This window comes from Streptomyces sp. NPDC014861, assembly GCF_043081625.1.
In the GTDB taxonomy this organism is placed as follows: Bacteria; Actinomycetota; Actinomycetes; order Streptomycetales; family Streptomycetaceae; genus Streptomyces.
On sequence record NZ_JBIBWV010000009.1, the window covers coordinates 60,497 to 87,036 of the forward strand.

General features: G+C 71.3%; 15 protein-coding genes and 4 pseudogenes. 12 read left to right on the forward strand and 7 right to left on the reverse strand.

Going from position 1 to position 26,540, the window contains the following annotated elements; translation table 11 throughout:
- Positions 1 to 166 precede the first annotated feature (166 nt).
- Positions 167 to 1,666, forward strand: coding sequence for an MFS transporter (locus ACF1BN_RS20365; RefSeq protein ID WP_392332972.1), 1,500 nt, complete (start codon positions 167 to 169; stop codon positions 1,664 to 1,666).
- Positions 1,667 to 2,139: 473 nt separating this feature from the next.
- On the opposite strand, the pseudogene ACF1BN_RS20370 reads toward ACF1BN_RS20365, so the two are convergent.
- Positions 2,140 to 2,907: pseudogene (locus ACF1BN_RS20370) on the reverse strand (transposase); the annotation flags it as partial.
- A 100-nt stretch (positions 2,908 to 3,007) separates the two neighbouring features.
- Between ACF1BN_RS20370 and ACF1BN_RS20375 the strand changes: the two are divergent.
- Both ACF1BN_RS20375 and ACF1BN_RS20380 read left to right on the forward strand, forming a co-directional pair.
- Entirely contained in the window at positions 3,008 to 3,421 is a 414-nt protein-coding gene (locus ACF1BN_RS20375) for a hypothetical protein (protein WP_392332973.1), read from the forward strand.
- Positions 3,422 to 4,120: 699 nt separating this feature from the next.
- Entirely contained in the window at positions 4,121 to 4,435 is a 315-nt protein-coding gene (locus ACF1BN_RS20380; protein WP_392332974.1) for a hypothetical protein, read from the forward strand.
- 708 nt (positions 4,436 to 5,143) lie between these two features.
- Here ACF1BN_RS20380 and ACF1BN_RS20385 read toward each other — a convergent pair.
- Positions 5,144 to 5,500 (reverse strand): annotated as a pseudogene (locus ACF1BN_RS20385) (hypothetical protein); the annotation flags it as partial.
- 483 nt (positions 5,501 to 5,983) lie between these two features.
- On the opposite strand from ACF1BN_RS20385, the gene ACF1BN_RS20390 reads away from it, so the two are divergent.
- The gene (locus ACF1BN_RS20390) at positions 5,984 to 7,906 is read left to right on the forward strand and encodes an FG-GAP-like repeat-containing protein (protein ID WP_392332975.1); all 1,923 of its coding nucleotides are present in this window, start codon (positions 5,984 to 5,986) and stop codon (positions 7,904 to 7,906) included.
- 365 nt (positions 7,907 to 8,271) lie between these two features.
- Here the strand turns inward: ACF1BN_RS20390 and ACF1BN_RS20395 are convergent, their stop codons facing one another.
- The 4 genes from ACF1BN_RS20395 to ACF1BN_RS20410 all read right to left on the reverse strand — a co-directional run bounded on the left by ACF1BN_RS20395 (position 8,272) and on the right by ACF1BN_RS20410 (position 15,559).
- Positions 8,272 to 10,689 (reverse strand): proprotein convertase P-domain-containing protein, encoded by a 2,418-nt coding sequence (locus ACF1BN_RS20395; protein WP_392332976.1) that lies wholly within the window; start codon positions 10,687 to 10,689, stop codon positions 8,272 to 8,274.
- 129 nt (positions 10,690 to 10,818) lie between these two features.
- Positions 10,819 to 12,417, reverse strand: coding sequence for a phospholipase A2 (locus ACF1BN_RS20400; RefSeq protein WP_392332977.1), 1,599 nt, complete (start codon positions 12,415 to 12,417; stop codon positions 10,819 to 10,821).
- A 1,007-nt stretch (positions 12,418 to 13,424) separates the two neighbouring features.
- Positions 13,425 to 14,735 carry a hypothetical protein gene (locus ACF1BN_RS20405; protein WP_392332978.1) on the reverse strand — a complete coding sequence of 437 codons (1,311 nt, stop codon included), beginning with the start codon at positions 14,733 to 14,735 and terminating at the stop codon, positions 13,425 to 13,427.
- A gap of 224 nt (positions 14,736 to 14,959) precedes the next feature.
- On the reverse strand, positions 14,960 to 15,559 hold the full coding sequence (locus tag ACF1BN_RS20410) for a hypothetical protein (protein ID WP_392333100.1): 600 nt from the start codon (positions 15,557 to 15,559) through the stop codon (positions 14,960 to 14,962).
- A gap of 30 nt (positions 15,560 to 15,589) precedes the next feature.
- Here ACF1BN_RS20410 and ACF1BN_RS20415 point away from each other — a divergent pair.
- A pseudogene (locus ACF1BN_RS20415) lies at positions 15,590 to 15,781 on the forward strand (MFS transporter); the annotation flags it as partial.
- A 14-nt stretch (positions 15,782 to 15,795) separates the two neighbouring features.
- Here ACF1BN_RS20415 and ACF1BN_RS20420 read toward each other — a convergent pair.
- The gene (locus ACF1BN_RS20420) at positions 15,796 to 17,421 is read right to left on the reverse strand and encodes an N-6 DNA methylase (protein ID WP_392332979.1); all 1,626 of its coding nucleotides are present in this window, start codon (positions 17,419 to 17,421) and stop codon (positions 15,796 to 15,798) included.
- Positions 17,422 to 17,519: 98 nt separating this feature from the next.
- On the opposite strand from ACF1BN_RS20420, the gene ACF1BN_RS20425 reads away from it, so the two are divergent.
- The 7 genes and pseudogenes from ACF1BN_RS20425 (at position 17,520) to ACF1BN_RS20455 (ending at position 26,538) form a co-directional block, all read left to right on the forward strand.
- A complete protein-coding gene (locus tag ACF1BN_RS20425) occupies positions 17,520 to 17,831 on the forward strand; it encodes a trypco2 family protein (protein ID WP_392332980.1) in 312 nt (103 codons plus the stop codon).
- 1 nt (position 17,832) lies between these two features.
- Positions 17,833 to 19,989, forward strand: a complete 2,157-nt coding sequence (locus tag ACF1BN_RS20430; RefSeq protein ID WP_392332981.1) for a trypsin-like peptidase domain-containing protein — start codon at positions 17,833 to 17,835, stop codon at positions 19,987 to 19,989.
- The gene (locus ACF1BN_RS20435; RefSeq protein WP_392332982.1) at positions 19,986 to 20,987 is read left to right on the forward strand and encodes an AAA family ATPase; all 1,002 of its coding nucleotides are present in this window, start codon (positions 19,986 to 19,988) and stop codon (positions 20,985 to 20,987) included. The genes ACF1BN_RS20430 and ACF1BN_RS20435 overlap by 4 nt, the downstream gene beginning before the upstream one ends.
- A gap of 4 nt (positions 20,988 to 20,991) precedes the next feature.
- Positions 20,992 to 24,528, forward strand: a complete 3,537-nt coding sequence (locus ACF1BN_RS20440) for an SAV_2336 N-terminal domain-related protein (protein WP_392332983.1) — start codon at positions 20,992 to 20,994, stop codon at positions 24,526 to 24,528.
- Positions 24,529 to 24,607: 79 nt separating this feature from the next.
- Entirely contained in the window at positions 24,608 to 24,748 is a 141-nt protein-coding gene (locus tag ACF1BN_RS20445; protein WP_392332984.1) for a hypothetical protein, read from the forward strand.
- Positions 24,749 to 25,035: 287 nt separating this feature from the next.
- Positions 25,036 to 25,470: pseudogene (locus ACF1BN_RS20450) on the forward strand (carbohydrate binding domain-containing protein); the annotation flags it as partial.
- 48 nt (positions 25,471 to 25,518) lie between these two features.
- A complete protein-coding gene (locus ACF1BN_RS20455; RefSeq protein ID WP_392333097.1) occupies positions 25,519 to 26,538 on the forward strand; it encodes a right-handed parallel beta-helix repeat-containing protein in 1,020 nt (339 codons plus the stop codon).
- Positions 26,539 to 26,540: the final 2 nt, after the last annotated feature.

A 26,540-nucleotide genomic window follows, 5' to 3' on the forward strand; every position in this document is an offset into this window, starting at 1 on the left:
GGGTGGCCCATCCCCACTCACTTTACCATCCGGTAAGTAAAGTAACCGCGTCCATGACGTTCACCTCGGATCGACGCACGCGTTTGTAACTTTACCTTCCGGAAGGCTAAGTTAGAGCGATCGGGGCAGACGTACTCCCTGAAGGTTCGCGGAAAGGCACAGGCAGATGGTGCGCAAGACGGGCAGGCGTTGGCTCGTGCTCATGGTGGTGAGCGCGGGACTACTGCTGATCACCCTGGACAACTCGATCCTGTACTCGGCGCTGCCCACTCTCGTGGAGGACCTCGGCGCGAGCGCGTCGGAGAGTCTGTGGATCATCAACGCCTACCCGGTGGTGATGGCCGGACTGCTGCTCGGAAGCGGCACGCTCGGTGACCGGGTGGGCCATCGCAGGATGTTCGTGATCGGCCTGGTGGTCTTCGGGCTCGCCTCGCTGGCCGCCGCATTCTCCTCCTCGCCCGAGGCCCTGATCGCCTCCCGCGCGCTCCTCGCGGTCGGAGCGGCGGCGATGATGCCGGCGACGCTGGCGCTGATCCGCGTCACGTTCGAGGACCAGCGCGAGCGCAACGTCGCCATCGCGATCTGGGGAAGCCTCGCCGTCGTCGGCAGCGCCCTCGGGCCCATCGTCGGCGGCGTCCTGCTGAGCAGCTTCTGGTGGGGGTCGGTCTTCCTCGTCAACGTCCCCGTCGTCGCCGTGGCGCTCGTCGCCACGCTGGTGCTCGCACCGCCCAACCAGGCGGACCCCTCCAAGCGGTGGGACCTGCCCTCCTCGCTCCTCGCGCTCGTCGCCCTGGTCGGCCTCGTGATGGCGATCAAGGAGATCGCGAAGACCGAACCGGAACCCTGGTCCGTCGCGGCCTCGGGTGTCGCCGCGCTCGCCGGGGGGTGGGCGTTCGCCCACCGCCAGCGCCGACTGGCCGAACCGCTTCTGGAGTTCTCGATCTTCCGCAACCGCGCGTTCCTCGCGGGGGTCCTGGCCGCCGGGTTCTCGCTGTTCGCCATCGCCGGCCTCCAGCTCGTCACCACCCAGCGCTTCCAGCTGGTGGAGGGCCTCACGCCGCTGGGCGCCGGACTCCTCGTGGCCGCCGTCGCGGCCGGCGCCCTGCCGACGGCCCTGGCGGGCGGTGCCGTGCTGCACCGGGTCGGCCTGCTCCCCCTCATCGCGGGTGGCCTGGCCCTCGGCACCGCCGGAACCCTGCTCTTCCTGGCGAACTTCGACACCAGCACGGGCCTGCTCGTCACCGGCCTGCTCGTCACCGGCGCGGGTCTCGGCGCGGCCATGTCCGTGGCCTCCAGCGCGATCATGGGCAACGCGCCCGCGAGCCGGGCGGGCATGGCCTCCTCCGTGGAGGAGGTCTCCTACGAGTTCGGCAGCCTCATCGCCGTCGCGATGCTCGGCAGCCTCATGACCGCCCTCTACACCGCGACCGTCGACCTGCCCGCCGGAGCACCGCAGTCGGCTCGGGACAGCATCGACGCGGCCCTCGCGCTCGCCGGCGACGACAACCCGGCACTCGTCACCGCGGCCTCGCACGCGTTCGACAGCGCCTACGCCACCGTCGTGACCGTCGTCGCTGTCGTCATGGCCGCAGGCACGCTCGTCACCGGCCTCCTCCTGCGCCGCCACGGACCCGGCTCGGCCCTGTCGGCCGACACGCATCACTGAGCGACGCGGCGGGACCGTGCCGGGCGCGGTCAGTCGAACGACGCGGGCGGCCGCCGGCCGCGGTCACCTGAACGACCCGGCGGGACCGCCAGGCGCGGCCTACTGAACGACGCGGCGAGACCGCCGGGCGCGGTCAGTCGAACAGCACGTCCAAATTCCTCGTCAGGGCCTGGAGCTCGCCCCGTCGGTCGTCCTCGGTCGCGAGGCCGGCCCGAGCGCGGGACACGTACCGCGCCGGTGTCAGCTCGTACCGGTGACGCCGTACGGCCTCCATCCCGACGGAGACGCAGAAGCCGGGCTCGTCGCGGTACGGAGCCCGCTCCGCCCGGGCCGAAAGCGTGCCGCGCCAGGGCACCACACCCGGCTTCTCCACCAGTGAACTGGCCAACAACACCGTCTAAGGGCTGTCCCGTAAATGATCTTTGAGCCGCCTCGGGCATGACGGGCCGCAGTGCGGACCGACCGCTCGCCCATCCCGCGAGGGCGAGGTTGTGCATCCGGGCGATGCCGAACATGGTGTGGTGAACGCCGTCGCCCTTGAGGCGGCAGTCGCGGAGGATCTTCCAGGTCTTCATGCGGGCGAAGACGTGCTCGACGCGGGCCCGGACCTGCTTATGGGACTTGTTGTGCTCCTCTTTCCAGTCCGGAAGTTCGGTCTGGCCGCGCTGTCGGCGGTGGAGGATCACGAGTCCGGTGCCCGGGTAGCCGCCGTCGGCGATCGTGGTGGTCTTACCGACGGCGGCTTTGGCTCCGGATTCCTCCCACGCCTTGCAGTCGTTGCGGTTCCCGGCGAGCGGCCGGCCGACCACGACGACCAGGCGGGTGTCGGCGTCGATGACGACCTGCTGGTTGGTGGAGTACCGGTAGTTCTTCGACCGCTCGGCGATGGTGTGGTCGCGGGTGGGGACCAGGGTGCCGTCCACAATGAGCACGGCGTCCTTGGCGAACCTCTTGCGGGGCTGGAGCGCGAGCATCGGTCCGAGGTGGTCGATGATGCGGTCCGCCGCCGGCTTCGACACCCCGAACAACGGCGCGAGCTGCCGCATGGCCAAGCTCGTTCGCCAGTACACCGCGACCAGCAGTGCCCGGTCCTCCAGCGGAAGGCTCCACGGCCGGCCCTTGCGGACCGCGTCCGCACCCTCACGACGCAGAACCGTCACCAGCTTTCCGAACTGCCTCGGGCTCAGCCCGGTAAACGGGGTTATCCAGGACGGCTCCGACGCTGTGATCACAGCAGCCACGGCGAGATCGTCTCACCTTGATCACGCTCCAGGGCCCGCCAGCCTCTGGCGGGACACATCTCAGTCGCCCGCACGGATTCGGCATGAGAGCCTCACTCCCGTGGCTACTGAAACCCAGGTAGGGGAGCTGTTGCACGAGCGCGGCTGGCGGACGGCATTTACGGTCGCTGAGAGAGTGAACGCGTGGGCCGCGCTGGTGAGCGCCATCGAGCACGGCTACGGCGACGACATCCACGAGTACACCAACGACCTCTACTGCCGAAACTGGCTGCACGAGGCGTGGCTCCTGCTGGACGAACACATCGTCCAGCTCTGGACCCCGCAGATCAAAGTTCTGGACGACCGGTACAAGGCCGCGACCATCGACGACGACGGCCAAGCTCTCGACCAGTTCCACAGGCTGCCCGGCCCCGACCTGTGGTGGTGGCGGCGACACCCCCGCATCCTCACCGGAGACCTCGGGCGTTCGCTTCACTCGGCCGGTGCCGTCAGCGCCGACCCGGACACCGCATGACCCTCAGCCTCGCGGGATTACGGGACAACTCTTAGCAAACGCACCGGAGGACGGCCGCACACCCGCGACCGTCCTCCGGTGCACCTCAGACCGCGTAGGCGCGAAGGCATGTACGGGCCGTTACGGCCCTTCGCTCCCCCCACAGGTCTCACCTCCCGCGCGCCCTGATGGGCCCACACTCCTCGGACAGGGAACGCGACGCACAGGACCGGTTCCTACGACACCGTCCGGCCACACCGCCTCCGTCACCCACCAGCTGAAGCCGTGGGGGCGACGCGGCGGCGGGGCGACCTCGAGAGGCACCCAACGCAGGAGTGGACATCGCGATCAGCTCGTGTTCCGCTGCGCCCTGCACCGCCCGCAGCAGATGACATCCCACCCACCAGGAGATGAGTACAGCACCCACTCCTCACACATCGACCAAGCAAAAAGCAATTCACTGCTGCGAGCGGTCGCCAAGAAGAAACCGACCAGAACACATTGGAGCCTACGTTGACGCACCACTGGAGAGCACGGAAGAACCGGCAAGGCAGCCGACGAAGGGGGATTGCCGCTGCTGCCTGCTTGCTGTTGCCGTGGTCGGCGATAGCCTGCACAGAAACCGCGCCCCGCCCCGGTGACAGACCTGTAGCTACCGCAACAGCGACGCCATCGCCCACCAACAAGTTCGGCTGGACCCACGACGAAAAATACAGGGGCGTGGAGAAGGGCGTAGAAGCGGCGCTGGAAGCAACGCACGGCCCCCGATGGCGGCAGGACGTCGACGACGTCGCTGTCTACGACGCACTCGTCATGGTGTTCACGACATGGAACCCCGGCCCAGAAGCACGCCGAAACGGAATCGCCCTGTGCGAAACTATCGCCGCTCACATCAAGAAGCCCGCACAAAATGAGCACTTCCCCCAGGCAACCGAAATCAAAATTCAGACCGAGAAGAGCGACTCCACCGACATCATGGCCTACCTCGACGTCACGGAAAACAAATGCAAGGCGACCTCCATATTCATAGGATGAACCTGCCCCACAAGCAGTGCCCATCACGGTAGACCCGTGACTGGAAGCAGGCCGCGGCGACGCCATCGTTCAAGCTGCCCTGCACTGCCCAGGCAGCCATGCATACAGACTTGCCGGATCAGTTGGGTCTGCCAAGGGCATCCCCGCTCTCGGCGCCGGAGCCGTCCACGGGCGGACCGGCCCCCGGCTAGCCTTCGACGGCCTCGACCTCATCGGCAGGACCGTCAGCGAGATCGACGCCGCTCTGGAACGGCGCGCCAAGAACGACGAGTTCGGCCTGCTCATCGGGTGCGGCGGCGATCTCGGACCGGACGGGCTCGGCATGTACGTCCGGGCCGCGCGGGCCGGAGACACGGTGATCAGCGGAGCCCGGTTCTGCGCCGAGGGATGGGAAGACCACGGCTGACAAACGCCCCATCCGGGCTGGGGGGCATCGGCGGCCCCACGCGCCACGTGGGGCCGCGGTAGTCGGTGATCATGCGGTCCTTTAGCAGCGTCAGGAGGCGTGCCGGTAGGCGGCCGCGGGGTTGGCCACGGGGCGGCCCCAGCGAGTGTTGAGCCGGTCGAGGACGGGTTCGATGCGGAGCCTGGCTTCCCGTTCGGGGTCGAGGGACAACTGGGCGCCGGGTCCGGCTTCGGCGGCTGTGAGGGCTTCGGCGGGGAGGACGAGCCGTCGTATCCGGCGCGCTGGAGGGCCATGCCGTCGAGGATCGGGTACGCCGCCGACCGCAGGTCCTCGGTGTGCCCGGAGGCGCCAGGCAGGGCCCGGGTGCGGGTGACGCTCGCGCCGCCGGCGAGCCCGACGGTCAGCGTCACCTTCCGGGCGACCTGGTCGCGGCGCCGGATCCGCTCGCCGACGGTGACGACGAGATCGAGCACGGCGGCGCGCACCTCGGGCTCGTACGAGGGCACCCATGCGGTGAAGGCAACAGGCAGGGGCTCGGCTGTTTCCAGCCGAGCCCCTGCCCGCACGTTGGTCGTCCGCACGCGGCGCAGCATCACGGGTCTCGCAGTCAAGTCACTCACCTGCGCATCCGGTGATCTGCAGCTCGCTCGGTTCCCCATCACCACATGCCGAACACCCACCGGGAACCCGGGGTAGTGCGGGGCATGAGCCTGGCCCGAGCCGACTGCCCGCAGCCCTGCCTACGGAGCCGTACAACCTTGAACGGTTGTTACGAGTCTGGTGTGAGTGATGTGAACGTCCCTCACACCGCAGCACAGGAGGTCCCACCTTTGAAGCACCTCAGCCCGGCCATTGTCCTCGTTGCCGCCTTGAGCGCAGGCGCCTTGAGCACTCCGGCGTTCGCGGCCCCTACGGCCGAGTCGGGACCCGTGATGACGGCGGACGCGGTCACGCCGCTGGCCATACCCGTCGATTCCGCACTCCTCAGTGCCGGGAAGACGGGCATGCTCAGCCGGACCGGGACCGGCGCCAGTGCCATCCATCGGTGGACGCGTCTGTCGGACGGGGTCACCACCGTGCTCCCGGCCGGGTCCTACTGGGGGAGCGCGGGCACCGATGTGGTCGTGTCCCAGAAGGGGGCCGTGTTCACGCTCACGGACATGAGCGGGACGGCCGGGCCGGTGGTGATCGACACCTCGGCGTTCGCCACCACCGCCTCCCGGTACACCCTGGACCGCGTCGTGGGCGAGTCGCTGCTGATGACAGCGACTGTGGGCGGCGCCGAGGAGTTCCACCTCGTCTCCCGGGACGAGAACGGCCACGTCAAGGACCGCAAGCTCGACCTGGCCCAGGGTTCGAGGCCGATGTCCAGCCACTCCTCAGGCCCGGACAGCCTCGCCGTCTCCTACGGGGAACCGATACAGAACGGCTACTACCGGGCCCGTCTCAGCACGGTGGACGTGGACACCGGGGCGATCACCGCGTCCCACGACTTCCTCCCCGAGGCGCACGACACCGCGATCGCCGTGACGCCCAACCACCTGACCTGGGTGCTCGATCCGTACGGGAGGAACCCGCGGCTCCAGGTGCTCTCCCGCGCCACGGACACGCCGGTGGCCACCACGCCGCTGCTGCCCCGGCAGCTGAACGGCCTGACGGTGCACCAGGTGGGCGACTGGGTGGCGCTGGTCAAGCCGGGCGGCGGCACCGCGACCTCCCCTCACCCGTACACCCCGCTCACCGCGAGGTCACTGAACGGCGCGGCGGACGTCCCGCTGCTGGACCACGCGGGCTCGGTGGCGAACAGCCCCGACGGGAGCCTGCTCGTCCTCGGCGGCACCCTCGCACACGGCGAGGGCCTCTACCGGATCGCCCAGAACCCCGCCACCGGCAAGCCCACCGCCACACTCCTGCGCTCCTTCGACCGGCCCACCGCCCTCGCCGTGGTGAAGGAGAACCTGCCGCCGACCGGCACGTTCGACTTCGACCGCGCCGGCGGGAAGCTGAAGGCCACCTGGGCCCTCAGTCGCTCCAACGCCAGGACGACCCTCACCCTGACGCACACGGCGTCCGGCAGGACCGTCAAGATCACCCAGGAACCGCGCGACGGCATCACTGTTCACGCCCTCACCTGGGACGGGCTGTACAAGGACGGCCTTCCTGCGTTCAACGGCGCCTACACCTGGACGATGACGGCCACCCCCGCCAACGGCATCGGCCCGTCCATCGAGCGCAAGGGGTCCTTCACCCTCACCCGCGCCCCGCGCCCGCACGACTTCGACGACAACGGCTCCCCCGACGTCCTCGCCCGACGCCGGGACGGCACCCTCTCGTCGTACGACATCCGGCAGATATGGAGCCTCGGCCCGTACGAGTCGCCCTACGAGCTCCCGATCGGCGGCGGCTGGAACGCCTACGACCGGATCCTCGCCGCCGGCGACCTCGGCGGGACCCGCAACGGCGACACCGTCGCCCGTGACAAGAGCGGCGTCTTGTGGCTGTACCAGGGCAGGAGCGAACACAAGACGCCCTTCGCCCCGCGCACCCGGATCGGCAGCGGCTGGGGCATCTACGACCAGCTGGCGGCCGGCTCCGACGTCACCGGCGACGGACGCCCCGACCTCCTGGCCACCGACAGGACCGGCGTGCTGTGGCTCTACCGCTCCACCGGCAACCCTCAGTCCCCCTTCACGGCCCGAAAGAAGATCGGTGCCGGGTGGGGCGTCTACAACCAGATCACCGCCACCGGCAACCTCGCCGGCGCCGGCGAGGGCGATCTCGTCGCCCGCGACAAGGCCGGCGTCCTGTGGCTCTACCTCGGAAAGGGCGACGGCACCTTCGCCGCCCGGACACGCATCGGCGGCGGCTGGAACACCTACGACGAGATCATCGGCATCGGCGACATCGATGCGGACGGCCGCAACGACCTCCTCGCCTCGACCGGCTCCATCGCGGACGACACGGTCCTGTACGTCTACCGCGGCACCGGCCAGTGGAAGACGCCCCTCACCCCACGGCAGTCCAACTCGGTCGAACAGCGAGCCTGGCTCGGCAACCTCTTCTGACGCCGGTGAGCGTCTGGTGGGTTCCACTGTGTGCCCGCAGCGGAACCCACTGCCGCTCGACGACATCACCGCCCCGGCGGCCGCTGTGCGGCAGTCGTCGAGTGCGGGGGGGTGCAGGCCGCATACGTCGGCCAGGCGGCCGATCGTGGCTTCGTCCAGAGGTGGTGCGGCCGTGGCGGGGGCCATGGCCGCCGCCACGGCAGGGGGTCGCCGGTAGGAGGGCGTTGCTGGGACGGGGCTCTCCGCGGAACGTCCCTGGGCGGCACGGCACCGGGACAGGTGGACTCCCTGACGACGTGCCGTGTGGCCCGCGCTCAGGACCGGGCTCCCGGCCGGGAACCGGGCCACGGGCGGTCCGGGATGGGTCAGAACCTGAGGACGAAGTTGTGGACGGTACCGGTGTTGCCGGGCATGACGTCGTCGACGCGGAGCTTCCACGTGCCGTTGGCGGACTTTCCGCTCGTGTCCACGGTGTACGTCTTCTTGATCACGCCACCCCCCTCGGGTGATCCGGAGCCTTTGAGGAGGAACAGCGAGCCGTCCGGGGCGACGAGGTCGATCTTGAGGTTGGCGAGATTGGCGTGCTCGACGTGGACGTAGACCTGGGTGCGGGCCGAGCCGGTGCCGGTCAGGCCGGTGATCGTGGTCCAGATCTGCTCGTAGTCGTCGTCGGGGATCTGCTTGACGGTCTGGTTCTCGTACGAGGGGAATCCGAGCGACCAGGCGTTGAGCTGCCCTGTCGAGCCGCCCGCCGAGTCGGTGACCTTCAGGGTCCAGGTGCCGGTGGCCTTCGCGGTGGTGGCGTCGACGCCGTACGTGGTCTTCAGGGCCCCACCGGGCTCGGAGCCGTAGGGCTTGAGAGTGAAGGTCTTGTTGTCGGGGCCGGTCAGGGTCAGGCCCAGGTCGCCGATCCTGGTGTGGGTGAGGTCGACGTACACCTGCGAGGGCCCGGAGCCGTAGCCGCCGACGCCTGCTACGGCGAGCGCGGAGGAGGCGGTTCCCGTGTCGGGAATCGTCGTCATGGTCGTGCTCCGGAACGGGGTCGGGAAGTGCAGGGACCAGGTGTTGAGGCTTCCGGTGGAACCGTTGTCGACGTCGGTGGCGCGCACGCGCCACTCACCGTCGGAGGGCTGGCCGGTGGCATCGACGGTGAAGGTGTTCGTGTAGGTGGTGCCACCGGCGTTCAGGTTCGCGCTCTTGAGCAGGAAGGTCCTGCCGGTGGGCGAGAGGAGTTCGAGGCGGACGTCGCCGATCCAGGCGTGGCTGTAGCTCACCTTGACGGCGAGGTCCTTCGGTGCGCCTTCCGGGTGTCCGGTGACTGTGATCGGGGAGTGGGCGGGCGCGCCCGGGACGTTGGTGCCCACGCTGTCGGGGATGATCACCGGCACGTCGTTGGAGTAGCGGAGGGCGAGCGGCTTGCCGCTGCCGTCCCCCGGTTCGGGCGTGAGGTCGCCGGCGGCGGCCTGGACGTCGAGACGGGGGGTGGTGGCGCCGGTGTACGTGACCGGGGTGCCGCTGCTCACGAGGCGTGCGACGAGATCGTCGATGTCCTCGGACGGGTGGGCCTGTCTGAGGACCGCGAGGGCGCCGGCGACGTGCGGGGCTGCCATCGAGGTGCCGTTCTTGCTGCCGTAGGTGCGGCCGGGCAGCGAGGAGACGATGCCGGTGCCGGGGGCCAGCAGGTCGAGCAGTGGGCCGCGGTTGGAGAAGGTGGAGACCTGATCGTCGTCGGTGGTGGAACCGACGGTCACGGCCGTGGACACGCAGCCCGGGTTGCTGACGGCATCGGCGAAGCTGTTGTTCCCGGCGGCGATGACGGTGGCGACGCCTTCGGCGAGCAGGTTGTCGATGAGCGCCTTGCGGGGGTCGCTGTCGCAGGCCATGGTGTGGCGTCCGGCGCCGAGGCTCAGGTTCGCGGCGACGACGGGGGTTCCGGCCTTCTTCAGTGCGAGGACCTTCTCCAGTCCCTTGGCTTGGGAGCTGGCATAGCTGAGGACGCACGGGCTCGCGCCGGCACCGCAGTACTTGTCGTTGTCGAACTTGGTGAACACCTGGATGGCGGCGATGTGCGCCCCGGGTGCGACGCCGTGCGCGGGGGCGCCGCTGATGCCGGTGCCGTCACCGGCGACGATCCCGGCCACGTGGGTGCCATGGGCGCATACGGAGGACGCCATGGCGGCGCAGGGGCCGGCGTCTGTGTCCGCCGTGCCGGAGCCTTCCTCCTCGGCGCCTCCGCCGGGGCAGAGGCTGGTGGCCCCGATGACGGGGTCGTTGACGGAGAAGCATGCCTCGGTCGTGACGCGTCCCGAGAGGAAGGGGTGTCCCGCGGAAACCCCGGTGTCGAGGACGGCGATGGTGGAGCCGGCTCCGGTCATACCGGCGGCGGTGGTCGTGTCGCTGCCGATGACGGTGGTGGACTGGTCGAGCGTGGGGGGTGCGGGGATGTCCTCGGTCACACTGACGACACCCGGTGCGGTGGCGAGTTCGGTCAGTCCCGCGTGGTCGACGCGCAGCGTGAGCAGGGGGAGGACGTCGTAGGAGACGAGGGTCTCGCCCGCCTGGGCGGCGGAGGCGAGGTCCGTCCGCTGGTCGGTGACGACGTTGACGCGGACGGTGGAGCCGTCCTGGGTCGCGTCGAAGAGCGGCGGGTCGACGGGACCGGTGCCGTCGGCGCTGGGGACGGGGACGTCGGACAGCGCGGTGCTGTGCGCGGGGGCGGGTATCGCGGTGAACAGCAGGGCCGCTGACACGGCCGTCACCAGAGCCCATGTGGGTCTCTTCACTGGTACTCCATCGGATCGGAGGATCGGGTGCAGCTCATCGGGGTGCAGGTGGGTCGGCGTGGACACGGAGGGGCCGGGCAGCAGAAGCGCTGCCCGGCCCTTCTCAGCCCCGAGCGGTGTGCCGCTTCGTCAGTTGGTGGCGTTCGCGCCGTTCTTGGGGTTGCCCTCCTTCTTGACCGCCTGGTAGTAGGTCCAGGCGTAGCCGCGGCAGATGGTCTTGAGCCGGTAGTCGCTGCACACGTCGTCCTTGAGGGTGTTGTAGAAGACCGTGTCCACCGCGCTCTTCTTCGACGTGTCGAGGTAGTGGCTGTGGCTCGTGTACGAATTTCCGATCACGCCGTAGCCGTAGTCGTGCATGTCACAGGCGGCACGGAAGTCGAAGTTGTCGGGCTTGTCCGGGCTCTTGGTGCAGTGGTCCTTGTAGATGCCCCGGACCTTCCGGCCGCTGGGCGTCGTCTTCCACGCGGGCCACCGCCAGCCGTAGTGGGCGACCTTCGTCGTGCAGCCGCTCTTCGTGTAGCGCATCCAGTGGTTGGCCGCCGAGCACTTCGGCGGATAGGCGGAGGCACCGATGGGCTCCTCCGCGGGCGAGATGACGCCCTCTCCCGGGCCGGTGTCGACCTCGGTGCCGGGTACGGGGCTGCCGGCGGTCTCCTGGGCCTGCGGGACGGCTTCGTCGCCCGGGAAGGAAAGCTCCCATCGCGTTCCGTCATCGCTGGTCCTGGTGGCGAGGCGGTCGCCGTCGTCGTAGGTGTAACCGGCCAGGTCGCTGCCCGCGGCGGGGTTGGTGACCTGCTTCAGCAGACCCGAACCGTCGTAGTAATAGCGGGCCAGGGTCTGCACGGTGGAGCCGGAGGTGACGGTGATGTCCTTGACCTGCCCGGCGATGTCACCGAGGGCGCCGCCGACGGCGGTGCTGGTGCCGGCGTAGGTGACACGTACGGTCTGGGCCGTTCCCGTGGAGGTCGCGGGCTCCGTCACCGTAGAGACGCGGCCCACGCCGTCGTAGGAGACGGTGGTGTCGCCGTACGCCTTGCTTCCCACGGACGCCACACGCCATCCGTCGCCGCTGACGGGCAGGCGGGTCCACGTGTAGGACGGCCGCAGGTCGGACGCCGGAAGGGGACGGCCCTGCTCGTCGGTGAAGGTGTCGTCATCGGCGGTCGTGGTGGCCGGATCAAGGCCGAGGGTCTCCACGACGGTGGTCGTCATCTCACCGGCCTGGTCGTCCCACGCCACGGTCTCGACGACGGTGGAGCCGTCGGCGGCTGTGTAGTCGCTGACACTGCCGCCGTCGGGACGTGCGAACGTGCCGGTGAGTTCGTACTGGGTGGCCTCCCCCGTGTCCAGGTCCGTGGTCGTGATCTGCCCGGCGCCCTGGGTGAGGGTACGGTTCAGCTGACCGCCCACGAACTCGGCTTCCCAGCCGGGGCCGAACACGGCCAGGTCGGAACGCCCGGCGGTGGCGTCCTGGGCCAGGGCAAGGCCCTGGGGCTGTCCGACAATGGTGTGGGATCGGGCCATGAGGCCGCTGTCCACGTCGTTCTCGTAGATCTGGTAGGTATCGCTCGCGGAGAGGTAGAGACCGGGGCCTACCGGCTGTACCTCGCCCAGGGCGAGTGGCTGTCCGGGAACCTCGGAAGCCGTCGACGCCGACGAGAACTGCTGCGGAAGCAGCAGCGCTGTCGAGACGACGGTCACGAGGGAGAGCGCGGCCTTGCGTCGCACGGTGTCACTCCCGTTCGGGTCGATCCTTGGTGATCAACGGCCGCGGGCTCAAGGGGAATCAGCATGCGTGCGGCGGGACATCAACCGTCCCCGGCTCCCCCCGGCTCCGGGCCGGCGCTCCCCGGTGGGAGCGCCGGTATGAGTCTGCTCAGGTGACGGGGCTGCCGGGAACCTCGAATGTTCCAGGTAGCCGTCCGCTCACCAGCGGGTGAGGGTGGTGTCGATGATCGCGGTGAGGACGGAGGCAGTCGGAGACGGCGGGAACGTGGACCGTAGACACCGCTGAGGTTTGCCCATGCTGTTGACGGTCGCGCAGCCGGTGCGCTGAACGGGGCGGCGGCCGGCGCCTGCGGCCTGAGGTCGGTGCCGCGGAAGTAGGCCTCCCGGTCGGGGGCGGTGCTGATGTACACGGACCGGAACGGTTGACCTCCGCCCCATAGGCACGTGTCCCCGCCCGAGAGCCATTCGGTGTTGTCTCCGCGCCAACTGCCCATCTCGACGATGCCGTTGTGTTCGCTGAAGAAGCGGACGGAGGTCTCGGAACACGGGGGTGGCCGTGGACGACGTCGCCGGCCCGGACTGCCGCGCGGTGCGCGCCTTCGGCCGCCAGTCCCTGCTGGACCGCCGGTCCTCGCCTGACTTCCCTTCGACGGCGCGGACAACACCGCCGCCTACCGTGCCTGGATCACCACCAAGACCGGCATCTGAACAATCGGGTCGCACAAAGCCGCCGGTGAAACTCTCCCCGTACGTCACGAGCAAGTCCGTACGGCACTCCCCCGCGATCCCGACAGGCACCCACCACCAAAATCACCACATCGGCGGCGCAGAATCCTGCTCATTCAGAAACGAACAATGACTGGCACGCCGTTGACCAGCATGGACGTGAGGTTGTAATGGGCCCTCCGGGCCTGGGGGAAGCCGACGCTCAAGCCCCCGCATCGACGATCCGTCGATGCCTCCGAGCCGGGGACATCGCCCCTGGATCATGAGCGGCGAGGGAGAAGTCAGGGCAGGCGGGAGCGGAGGGAGGCGGTCGCGGCTGCCAGTTGCGCGGGAGGGACGGGGAAGACGGCGAGGGCTGCTCTCACGTGCTCGGCTCTGGCGCAGGGGTCGCCGTGTACGGCGAGGAGAGCACCCTCAGGGGGCATCGGCACGAGGGCGCGGTGCCAGGCATGTCGGGCGGCACCGGTGGCGTAGCGGGCCGTCAGGCGCTCCAGTGGGGACAGGTCGAGTCGGTGTGCGAGGCGACCCAGGCCCGAGGCGACCAGGTCGCATATGTCCGTGTGGCGGGCCGTGTTGCTGCGGCGATCGTCACGGACCTCGTAGACCACCGCGTAGACCAGGTCCCTCTCCCGCTGGGTGGTGGGCGTGGGGAGGGTGGTGTTCCGCCAGAAGGCGTGGACGGCCCCCGGGGCGATACCACCACCGGGTACGGGTGCCTTGCCGACCACCATGCGGACGGCGCCCAGGGCGACCGCTGAGGCGGAGAGTTCGCGCCGGAGACCAAGGCAGGGATCGGCTGCTCCGGGCTCCTCGGCCGCTACCAGGCCGACTGCCTCCACGGTCGGTCCATCGGTCCAGACGACGCCGAGGCCGTCTGCCTCCGCGCGGAACTCATGGCCCAGCTGTCTGCCCAGTGCTTCCGCTGCACGCCGTGCATGGCTCCCTTCGGTACCGTCCTCCGCCGGCGTCGGGTATCCGGTGGAGGCCACGGCCGCATTCCACTGCTCGCGCGTGATGTGAGGGTTCAGCGCCGTCACGACCTCGTGGGTCAGAGGTCTGGAGGCGAAGACGTGACGGACCGCGCCGAGGTCGACCCCGGTCGAGTAGTACCGCTCCAGCCAGCGCTGGAACACCTCGGGAGTGCCGTCGGTGAGAAGACGGAAGAGGTGAATCGCCCCGTCGTCGTGGCCGTCGTACTCGATATCGCCGACCTGCCACCGGTCGTCCGCCGACTCCCGCCACAGGCAAGCCGTCACAGGCAGGATCCCCTCCCGCACGGACGAATCCAGAAACGGTCGAAAAGCCTGAGGCACCGCATCGACCACTCCGGGCCACACTGTCCCGTCACCGAGAAACGGGCTCATCGGCGACAGGTGGTCAATGCCCTGGGCACAGACACCGGCGTCGGTGAAGAGAACGGTGTAGGTGTCTCCGCTCCCGTTGTCCATCCAGGCCAGCTCCTGTCCGGACGCGCGCCGCGCGTCGTGCCTGTGGAGGCGGTAGGGGTCGTCCGGCCGCAGGATCTCCTCCACCAGCGCCATCGCGCGGCACAGGTCACGCAGTACTGGAACCTCCGGGAACAGTCGGGCCACGTCATGAACAGTCATAGGGCCATTTCAGCAGGCGTCTCGGACAACAGGCAGCGGTCAGTTCACCGACCTCGTCGAGCCCGATTCGTGACGCCCTCCGAGCAAGCCGTTGACCTGCCGGGTTCCCCCGACCTGCCGGCCTCCGTCGGTGGGGCCTGCTCGGTTCACGGACGTTGCTGAGCCAGAGCCGGAAGTCGTGAACGCGCCGCCAGCCCCTCCATGGCCTCTCAGTACTGTCGCCGCAGTCGTTCGCTCACCTCGGCCACCACGTCGCCGAACCACTCGTCGTCCTCATCGGCCGAAAGCCGTGCGACCGACTCCGCCGTCAGCTCCCGCCCGAAGGCGTACGGGAACAGCGGGTCCTGGAAGCACGAGTTCACCAACGGGTCGTAGCCCTCCTCCTCACAGAAGTCGAGGAAGCCTTCCGAGATCCACCAGGTGCTGCCATCGCACCAGAACACGCTGCTGGCCCAGTGAAGGGTCTCGCCGCTCTCCTTGTCCATGACGGTCGTGCACAGTTCGCCGTCGTTGCGCACGAGAGCGACGAGGTCGTCGGGGACGTCCCGATAGAACATCTCCATCGTGGGGTAATCGTCCGAGGAGGGTGTGGTGTCCGCGAGCCCCTCATAGGTCAACAACAGGACCTGCCGATCCGGGGCGAAATACCACACCGCCCACTGCCCGATGCCCTGGTTGAACTCGTAGCGCCACCCGCCACGCACCTCTCGGACGAAACGGGAGCCGAGCGTCTCGCTGACGGCCGCCACACGTCTGCGTATCTCGCCAGGCGGAGTGCCTCGCAGGGCCTCCCATGTCTCATCTGCCATGACCCAAGAGTAAGAAGTCGTGCACGATGGCTCCAGCTCGTCACCACCCAGCGCTTCCAGCTGGTGGAGGGCTTCACGCCGCTGAGCGCGAGACTCCTCGTGGCCGCCGTCGCGGCCGGCGCCCTGCCGACGGCCCTGGCGGGCGGTGCCGTACTGCACCGGGTCGGCCTGCTCCCCCTCATCGCGGGCGGCCTGGCCCTCGGCACCGCCGGAACCCTGCTGACCGCCGGGCGGGGTCAGTCGAACAGCACGTCCAGGTTCCTCGTCAGGGCCTGGAGATCGCCCCGTCGGTCGTCCTCGGTCGCGAGGCCGGCCCGAGCGCGGGACACGTACCGGGACGGTGTCAGCTCGTACCGGTGACGCCGTACGGCCTCCATGCCGACGGAGACGCAGAAGCCGGGCTCGTCGCGGTACGGAGCCCACTCCGCCCGGGCCGGGAGCGTGCCGCGCCAGGCGTGATAGGTCCCGGCGATCCTCATGATGTCGGTCTCGGTGAGGACCCGATTCGTCCGGCCACCGATGAGCATGCCCGCCTCGCGGGCGTCGACGAACAGGATCTCGCCCCGCCGGTCCACCGGCCCCCGCCGGCCCTTGTTTTTGGTCAGGATCCAGAGGCACGACGGGATCCGGGTCGTACGGAAGAGATGGGGCGGCAGCGCGACCACACAGGCCACGACGTCGTTCTCCAGCATCGCCCGGCGGATCCTCTCCCCGCTCCTCGCGCGCAGTGAGCCTTCGGCGAGGACGATGCCCGCCGTCCCGTACGGTCCCAGCTTGGCCAGGGCGTGTTGCAGCCAGGCGTAGCCGGGGTCGTCACTCGGCGGGACGCCGTAGCGCCATCTCGGGTCGCTCTCGTTCCGCGCCCGGTCCGAGATACCGAGGGGCGGGGCGCTCATCACGAAGTCGGCCTGAAGGCCGGGGTTCCGGTCCTCGGTGAGCGTGTCGCCCCAGCGGACGCCCAGGTCTCCCCCGACCCCGTGCACGGCGAGGTTCATCTTGGCGAGGCGCCAGGTCCGCTCGTCGGTCTCCTCGCCGTGGAGCGCGAGGTCGTCCAGATGCGCCGTGCCCCGCCGGTTCTCGACGAAGCGGGCCGCCTCGACGAGCATGCCCGCCGCGCCGCACGCGGGGTCGTACACCCGTCCCTCGTACGGCTCCAGGAGCTCCACCATCAGCCGGGTCACCGACCGCGGTGTGACGAACTCGCCGCCGTACCGGACCCCAGTGAACGCGAAGCGGTCGAGAAAGTCCTCGTACACCTCGGCGAGCTCCTCCCCCGTCGACCGGCCCCGGGTCTCGGGGAAACGCGCCTCGTCCACCACTCGGACGAGTCCCGCCAGGCCCCTCGCGTCGACACCGCCGTGGAAGACCCGAGGCAGGGCCCCCTCCAAGGACGCGTTCTCCCGCATGAGCGCCGCCATCGCCCCGTCGAGAACCGCGGGGAGGTTCCCGCTGCCGGTGTGGGAGGTGATCCACTCCCAGCGGGCCGCCTCCGGAACCCACAGGACCCGGGCGCTCGTGTACGCGCCGGGGTCGTCGAGGAACCCGCCGAACCGGTCCTCGGAGACGCCGTCCGCCGCGAGTTCGCGGGTCAGCTCCGCACGCCGCCGGTCGAACGCGTCGGAGACGCACCGGAGGAAGAAGACCCCGAGGACGAACTCCTGGTAGTCGGCGGCGTCGACGGACCCCCGCAGCTCGTCGGCTGCCATCCAGAGCACTTCCCGGAGCAGGCCCGCGGCGCCTGGGGTGTCGCGCGGCCCCGTCCCTCCGCCGGGCGTCGAGTCTCGCAGTGTCACAGGAGTTGCCCCCTCCCTCCGACCGTCGTCGGCCCGGTGGCCGCGCCCCCCGCCGGTACGGCGGCCCACCCGCCCGATTCTCCACGACCCGGCTTGGAGGTGTCCTGGGGTCGCTGTAACGTAGCCGCCACCCAGGGTGCGGGACCCGGGGGGCGGGGGGAGACCAGATGTCGGCGATCAGACTGGCCGAGGCCATCGAAGACTTGCGGCAGGAGCTGTACGCGGCGCAGGACCTCGGGAAGGACCAGCAGTTCGCCTTCACCGTCGAGGAAGCGGAGCTGGAGCTCCTGCTCGAACTGCGGGACAGCGGCAAGGCGGACGGCCGGCTCACCTTCGGCGTGGCCACCGTCGGCGCGGGCGGCGAGCGCGCGGCCGTCCGGACCCACCGGCTGACGCTGAAGCTGGCGATCCGGGACCGGGCCGCCGGCGGCACCAGCCCCGAGATCAGCGACGACGAATCCGGTTCCTGGGACGAGTGACGTGGATCCGCGCAGACTGGCGCTGATCCACGGCGGCACCACCGGCGCGCGCCACAGCGTCGGCACCGGCTATCTGATCGCCCCCCGGCTCGTGCTCACCGCGCGCCACGTCCTCGTGAACCGGGCCACCGATGAGCCCTGGCCCGAGATCCGCATCCGTGTGGGACATCCCTGCGGCGGCCAGGCACCCACCCTGAGGGCGGAGTTGCTGTGGCACCACCCGCGGGGGCTGGACGTCGCGCTCCTGTACGTCGAGGATGCGGCGGACGTCGGCCAGCCGGTCCGCTGGGGCCGGCCCGTGGGCAGGGCGCCGCTGCGCTACGAAGGGCTCGGCTTCCCCCGGGCCGCCGCGGGCACCACCCGCGACCCCGAGCACCTGCGCGGCGTCCTGCCGCCCCTCTCCGGTTCCGGGGAGTACTACGTCCTCGACCAGGAGCCCGCCCCGGCCGCCGGAGCCGACGGCGAGAAGCCCTGGGGAGGAGCTTCCGGAGCGGCCGTCTTCTGCGACGACCACCTCGTCGGAGTTGTCGTCCACGACGACCGGGCCTTCGCCAACCGCCGCCTGCGCGCGGTCCCCGCGCACGCCTTCGTCGACGACAGCGGCTTCACGGCCCACCTCGCCGGACGCCCCGAGGGCCCGCCCCGCCTGATCGACATCGGCGCGGCCCCGCCGAAAGCCGGACCCGCCGACGGGTGCCCACCCACCGAACGCGCACTGGCCAATCTCCTCAGGCCCCTGCTCGCCGACCCGGTCGCCCGCTGGGCCCACGCACGGGAACTCGCGCGGGAACTCGGCTACGAGACCATCCGGTACGAACCCAGCGTCGCGGACCTCGCCGCCCTCGTCGCGGCGCACCCCCGCGCGCTCGCCACGCTCTGCGGCGGCCTCGCCGCCGCCGACGAACGGGCTCGGGCCGGCCTCACCGGCCTCCTCGTACGGGCGCGCCTCCTCGACGGCGTGTCCCTGCTGTCCCCGCACGAGTACGACGGCCTGCTCGACCTGCTGCGGACCGTCTGCAAGGAACACCCCACGCTGCTGCCCCGAGCCGCCCGCGAGGCGCTGCGATACGCCGTCCTGCCGGAGATCCTCACCCGCCCCACCGTCTCCGAACAGGACCTCGGCGGTCTGGTCGAGGAACTGGAGGCGCTCTCCGACAGCGAGCGCGTCCCGGAGGGCACCCCACCGGTACCGGCGCTCCTCCGCCTCGTCGAGTACGTGGCGGCCGCCGCCGCCGACGAGGTCGCGGCCGGGCTCCGCTCCTGGTCCGAGGAGACGGCCCGGCGGCTCGGCATCCACCCCGACGCCCTGCGCGAGAGGCGGGTCGACGCCTCCGCCTGGGCGCACCGGCCGACAGCGCCGGTGGCGCGGGTGGTGATGGAGCTGAAGAGGGACGACTCCACGGACCAGGAGCTGTACCGCTGCCGGATCCTGCTGGCCGGCGAGGACGGGTCGCGGACCGTGCTCCACGACGCCAGGACCGTGCCGAAGACCCCCGAGGAGGCGGCCCGCTGCCTGGCGGACACGGTCGCCGCCACCGCCGCGGAACCCGGGCAGGAGGACCACGTGCCGTGGGTGACGGTCGTCGTCGACCGCACGGACCTCCACCTCGCGGTCGACGAATGGGAGCCGGACACGTCCGACGACATCATGGGCGGGCAGCCCCTCGGCGTGGAGTACCGCGTCACCCTGAGCTGCCCCGACATGACCGACTACCGGCCCCAGCGGGCTCAGGACCAGCGACGCCGCTGGCAGCACGGCCCGGCGCAGGCCCTCGTCACCGACCCGGCCTGCCGCGACGGACGCCAGCTGAGGCACCTCCTGGGCGGCGAGCACCGTGACGCCGCCCAGGTGGTCCTCAACGGCCCCGCCGGGGAACGGGCGACCTGGCTGCAGATCTGCCTCGCCATGGGGGTCCCCGTCGTCCTCTGGGACCGCGCCGCCGCCTCGTACGAGGACAGCGAACGGCTCCACACCCTCCGCCCCGCCGGCCGGCCCGACGAACTCCCCGAGCGCGTCCGGGACTTCAGGAGCCGCACCTTCGCCTACCCGGGCGAGCGGGCGGCCCGCCCCTCCCTCGTCTGGGAACAGGACGGCCGGCACCCCGCGCCCGCCCCGCTGCTCTTCAGCGATCCACCGAAAGGAACCCACGCGCCATGACGACCCCGGAGCCCGCGGCCGACCCGGAGGCCCGCACCCGGCCCGAGGACGCCGACTGGCGCCTCTTCAGCGGTGACGGCACTCCGCGGCGCACGCCGTTCCCTCCCGCGCCGCCGTGGCGGCGGTTCGACCGGGAGGACCCGGCCGAGGGACACACCACCGCCGCGTCCCGGCCCTACCTCATCGGCCCCGAGGAGGCCGAGGTCGTGAACGCCGCGCTCCACCTGCGCCGGCCGCTCCTGGTGACGGGACACCCCGGCACCGGCAAGTCCTCGCTGGCCCACGCCATCGCCCATGAACTGACCCTCGGCCCCGTCCTGCAATGGCCCGTCAACAGCCGCTCCTCCCTACAAGAGGCGCTGTACGAGTACGACGCCGTCGGCCGGCTGCGCGAGGCCAACCTGCGGCGCGACGCCGACGGCGGGGAACCCGACATCGGCCACTACGTCCGGCTCGGCCCGCTGGGCAACGCCCTCGTCCCCCGGGAACGCCCCCGGGTGCTGCTCGTGGACGAGCTGGACAAGGGGGACATCGACCTGCCCCACGACCTCCTCACGGTCTTCGAGGAGGGCTGGTTCGTGATCCCCGAACTCGCCCGCCTCCCGGAGGACCACGCGCCGGTGTACGTCCAGACCGACGACCCCGACCGTCCCGCCGCCGTCCCCCGCGGCCGGGTCCGGTGCCGTGAGTTCCCCGTCGTGATCATCACGAGCAACGGCGAACGCGAGTTCCCGGCCGCGTTCCTCCGACGTTGTGTCCGCCTCGAACTGCCCGAACCCGACGAGCAGCGCCTCCGGGACATCGTCTCCGCCCACTTCGGCGCCGGCGCCCTCGACGGCGTCGACGACCTGCTGGAGGAGTTCCTGGACCGCCGCGCCTCCGGTGAACTCGCCACCGACCAGCTCCTCAACGCCGTGTTCCTCCGCAAGGGCGGCATCGGCCTCGACGCCGGCTCCCTCCTCGAAGCGGTCCTGCACCGGCTCGGCGGGGCCGTGTGACGCCGTGATCACACGCGTGACGCAGGTCCTCGCCGAGAGCGGCGCCGAGCTGTCCCGGGAGGAACTCCTCGACGCCCTCTGGCTGGCCGGGAGAATGCCCCGGGGCTCAGGTCCGCTGGCCCGGCTCGCCGCCGCACCGGAGTCCCCGTACGGGCCGGCCGAGGCCCAGGCGGCCGACGCCCCGTCCCCGGCCGGGCCCGGCGCCGAAGGCGCCGGGGAACCCCGCGAGCCGGCGACGGCCGGCCCGCCCGACCCGGGTCCCGCCCGCCCGGTCCTGGCGACGGCCGAACCGGCGCGGAACACCGCCGCGCCACAGGTCGCGGCACTCCCCGTCCGCGCCCCCGACGGCCGTGCCGCCGCCGGCGAACTCCGGCTCGGGAAGTCCCTGCGCCCGCTGCGGCAACGGTTCCCCGACCATCGGCGCCACGAGCTCGACATCGCGCGCACGGTGACGGCCCTGGCCGACACCGGCATGCCGGAGACCGTCACCCGCCCGGTCAGGAGCCGCTGGCTCTCCCTCGCCCTCATCGTCGACGACGGTGTCTCCATGGTCCTCTGGCAGCGCCTCGCCGCCGAGCTCCGGGCGCTGATGGAACGCGCCGGCGCCTTCCGCGACGTACGCGTCCACGGACTCGACACCCGCGGCGCGACACCACTGCTCCGTACCCGCCCGTACACCGGCAGCGGGAGGCTCCGGGCGCCCGAGACCCTGAGCGACCCGACGGGGAGCACGCTCGTGCTCGTCGTCAGCGACGGGGTGGGCGAGGCATGGCGGGACGGCCGCATGCGGCGGGTCATGGAGCTCTGGGCGCGGTGCGGCCCCACCGCCGTCGTCCAGGCACTGCCCACCCGGCTCTGGGACGGCTCCGGCATCGCCGCGCGGCCCTGGCGGGTCACCACCCGGCGCCGCGGCGGGCCCACCCGCGCCTGGCACGTCACCGACCCGGTGCTCCCGCCGGACCTCGTCCACTTCGACTCCGTGCCCGTCCCGGTCCTCGAACCGACCCCCGCCGCCGTCGGCGACTGGGCGCGGCTCATCGCCTCACCCGGCGGCACCGCCGTCCTGCCCCTGTGGATCCCCGGCCGCAACCGGCCGGGCCGGCCCGCCGCCGGGACCGGCCCCGCTGACGGCGCCGACGCCGTCCTGCGGTTCCGGGACGCCGCCTCGCCCGAGGCCTACCGGCTCGCGGCCCACCTCGCCGCCGTCTCACCCGTCACCCCGCCCGTCATGCGCCTGGTGCAGACCGCGCTCGGGCCGCCCACCGACCCCGGCCACCTCTCGGAGGTGTTCCTGGGCGGCCTGATGCACCAGCTCACGACCGACTCCCCGGACCGCCTGCCCCATCACCGGCGATACGACTTCCCCGGCGACGCCCGCCGCCTCCTCCTCACCGCCGTCTCGCCGAAGGAACTGCTCCGCACCACCCGGGCGGTCACCGCGCACATCGAGGCCGCCGTCGGCCGCTCCCCCGTCTTCCCCGCCTGGGTCGGGCACCCGGACGGCTCCGCCGTGATCGGGGACGCCGGACGCTCCTTCGGCTGGCTGAAGGAGGAACTGCTGCGCCGGCTGGGGATCGCGCCGTGGGGAGCCGGCGGCCCGGTGCCCGGTCCCGGGCCGCGCACGGCGGGGACGGCGCCGGAGCCCGCCGTGCCCGGTCCCGGGCCGAGCACAGCGGTGGCGGGGCCGGAACCCGTCGTGCCCGTCGGCGCGGAGTCCGGCGGCCACGGCACCGTGACCGAGCCGCCCCTCCCCCGTCCCGACCAGCTGCCGCCGGGCTGGGAACCGCTCCTGACGGACGATCCGGTGAGGTTCGGCCGGTTCCGGCCGTACGCCCGCAGCGCCCAGGGCTGGTTCCACGTGGTGATGTACCTGGCCCTGGACGAGGACGGGACCGCCGTCACGGTCCGCGCGCCCGCGCCGGAGTACGACCGGGGACCGGAGGCGGCCGGGGAGCTCGTACGGACCGAGTCCGAGTGCCTGCTCCGCATGGCCGGCACGTACGCGCCCCAGCTGCTCGACGTACGGACCTCCCCCGCCCCCGTGCGGCCGTGGGTCGCGGCGGCCCTGGTGCACCGGCGCGCGGACGACCCGTCCTCCGGTCCCGCGCCGAACCTGCGCGCGTTCCTGGAGGAGTACGGGGGTTCGGTCCCGGAAGCGGTCTTCCTGCGGATCGGCCTGGACGTGGCCCGCGCGGTCGGCCGCGCCCATGATCTCGGAATCGTCCACGGCGGGCTCGCGCCGAGGGCCGTCCTGGTGACCGACCGCGATGTCCGGCTGGTCGGCTGGATGGCGGCGAGCGTCGACGGCGCCGACAACGACCACGGTGCCGGTTTCCCGCGCAGCGACGCGTATCTCGGGCCGGACGACGACGGCTCCTCACTCACCTCGCAGGGCGATGTGGCGGCCGCCGGCGCCCTGCTCCTGTCCCTCCTCACGGGAAGGTGGTCCGACGCCAGGACCCCCGACGGCCGGCGCGCGGTGGCGACGTCGGGAATCGCCCCGAAGCTCGCGGACACGCTCTGGAGGTGCCTGGACAAGGACCCGGCTCGCCGGCCCTCCGCCGCCACGCTCGCGGCGGCCTTCGCCCGGGCGTCCGCTCGACCGGCCGTCCCCGGGGCGGGCCGGGGTGCAGTGGGCACGGCGGGGATGGAGGGGCCGGAGGGGCTGGAACCGGAGGGAGCCGCGCGGAAGGGGGCGGATGTTTCCGTCGCCGCCGACAACGTCCGGCGCTACCGCGCGCTCGCGCGGCAGGATCCGGACGGGCATTCCTTCCACCTCGCGCGCAGTCTTCGGGTCCTGTCGAACCGGCTGGCCGACGACGGGCGCCTGGACGAGGCGCTCGCGACCGTCGACGAAGCGGTGGAGCTCTTCCGTCAGCAGTACGCGAGCAGCCCCGAGACCGCCGCCCCCGACCTCGCCCGGACGCTCGGCAACCACTCCGTGCGGCTGGCCGAGACCGGCCGGACCGCGGAAGCACTCGCCACCGGCTCCGAGGCGGTGTCGCTGTACCGGCCACTGGCGCGGCGGGAACCGGAGACGTACGGCCCCGGCCTCGCCGCCCTCCTGAGCAACCTGTCCAACCGCCTGGCCGACGCGGACCGCCCGGGCGAGGCCCTCGACTCGATCGAGGAGGCCGTCCGGATCAACCGCGAACTGGCCGGCCCGGACACCCGGCCCGGCCCAGGGCCCCACGACGAGGCCCTGGCGAGGAGCCTGACCAACCTGAGCAACCGGCTCGGCGGCCTCGGCCGGCGGGAGGAAGGACTGCGAGCCGCCGAGGAAGCCGTCCGGCTCTACGGCCAACTGGCCGCACACCGATCCCCCGAAGTCCGTGTGGACCTCGCCATGAGTCTGAACAACCTCGCCGTCCGGCTGGCCGACACGGGGCGCCGCCAAGAGGCCCTCAACGCCCTCGCGGAGGCCGCGGGGGTCGGGCGGGCCTTCGCCGGCGCGAGGTCGGCAGCCTTCCGCGAGGCCGACCGGCAGGGGGAGAAGATCAGGTCCTGGATCCTTGAGACCCCGGAGCGAGGGCAGCGGTGATCCCCGCCTGTGGTTCGTCCCCGGGATGCCATCGGGGCAGCGGGGACCAACCCGCGACCGGGGCAGCGACCAGGCTTCCGTGTTCCGGAAGGCCGCCAGCGGTCTCCCGGAAGGCAAGCCGTCCCCGCTGCGCGACCACGCCAGGCTCGCGCCCACCCGCGCCGCCGCGGTGAAGGCCTTCCGCCAGGACCTCGCCGACCGCCACCGTACGACCGTGTGAGCCCGGCACTCCCCTCCACTCCGACGGGTGGGAGCTCGACCGCGCCCTCACCGAGGACGGCCCGACCAAGGACACGGTCACCCTCGCACTCGCAGCCGATCCGGCCGACCGTTCCTACGCCGGGGCGGAGCCCGCACCGGAACCCCCTCGCGGCCGCCGACGCCCGAACACCCCACGATCCTCGGCCTCAGCCCGGCTTCCGACCTCTTGACTTCAGCATTGGTCTAGTCCAAGTTGTGGGTGCGCAGGCCCAGATCCGCTCTCCCCCCGCATCGGAGCGCCCCCTCATGACACACCACGGACGCCGCCTCCCCCGTGTTCTCGGCGCCGCCGGAGCCCTCTGCCTCGGCTCCGCCCTGCTCACCCTGCTCCCCGCCCAGGCGAGAGCGGCCGGCGAACTGCTCGGCAATCCAGGGTTCGAGGCCCCCGGCCTCGCCCCCTGGACCTGTACCGGCACGGCCGCCCCCACGGCCACCGCCCCCCGCTCCGGCGGCTCCGCGCTGAGTGCCACCCCCGGCGCGGGCGACCTCGGGGCCTGCACGCAGACCGTGACCGTGCAGCCGAACACCGCCTACACCCTGACCGCCTGGGTCAAGGGCTCGTACGTGACCCTCGGCGCCTCCGGCACCGGCGTCTCCACCTCCACCTGGGCCAACGCCCCGGCCTGGACCCAGCTCACCCGCACCTTCACCACCGGCCCGGACACCACCCAGGTCACCGTCGCACTCAGCGGCTGGTACGGCAGCCCCTACCAGGCCGACGACGTCTCCCTGAGCCCGGGGGGCACCACGCCGTCTCCGTCCCAGCCGACTTCGCACTCGCCGTCCCCGACACCGACGCCGACCCCGACACCTACGGCCAGCGCCACTCCGACGCCCACGCCGACGCCGACCGCGACGCCCGGCAACACGGTCAGGGTCACCAACGCCAAGGATCTGCAGAGCGCGCTGACCGCCGCCGTCCCGGGCAGGACCATCCAGCTGGCCGACGGCACCTACAAGGGCAACTTCAAGATCACCACGGCAGGCAGGGCCACGGCCCGGATCACCCTGATCGGCACGTCCCGCGCCGTCCTCACCACCACGACCGGCGGCGGCTACGGCCTGTCCCTGGCCAACGCCCCCTACTGGACCGTGCAGGGCATCACGGTGACCGGGGCGCAGAAGGGCATCATGGTCGACGCCTCCGACCACGTCGTGCTCGACTCGGTGACGGTGAACCACATGAAGATGGAGGGCGTCCACTTCCGCCAGTCCTCCAGTTACGGGGTGCTGCGCAACTCCACCGTGCACGACACCGGTACCGCGCGGGACGGCAAGGGCGAAGGCGTCTACGTCGGCACCGCCAACACGCTCTCCGACAAGAGCGACCACGTACAGATCCTGAACAACGTGATCGGTCCGAACATCGGCGGCGAGAACATCGACCTGAAGGAAGGCACCACCGGAGGTCTGGTCTCCGGGAACCGCTTCGACGGCAACGGTCTGACCAACGCCAACTACGACGACTCCTGGATCGACGTGAAGGGCAACAACTACGTCATCGAGAACAACATCGGCGTCCGCACGATGAACCACGGGTTCGAGACCCACACCCAGGACCCGGGCTGGGGCTGCGGCACCGTCTTCCGCAACAACCGCTCCGACCTCACGGGGGCGAGCGGCAGCGCCGCCGCGAAGTACGCCATCAACGTCACCAACCGGACGGGCTCCTGCCCGGTCACCATCACCTCCGACAACACCGTCATCGGAGGCACCGCGCTCACCAACCCCGGCATCCCCGTCAGCTGACG

Bases quoted from the DNA above. Each gene is read 5' to 3' on its own strand.
- ACF1BN_RS20365 (WP_392332972.1), top strand. From the start codon at position 167: ATGGTGCGCAAGACGGGCAGGCGTTGGCTCGTGCTCATGGTGGTGAGC.
- ACF1BN_RS20410 (WP_392333100.1), bottom strand. From the start codon at position 15,559: ATGGCAGATGAGACATGGGAGGCCCTGCGAGGCACTCCGCCTGGCGAG.
- ACF1BN_RS20425 (WP_392332980.1), top strand. From the start codon at position 17,520: ATGTCGGCGATCAGACTGGCCGAGGCCATCGAAGACTTGCGGCAGGAG.
- ACF1BN_RS20435 (WP_392332982.1), top strand. From the start codon at position 19,986: ATGACGACCCCGGAGCCCGCGGCCGACCCGGAGGCCCGCACCCGGCCC.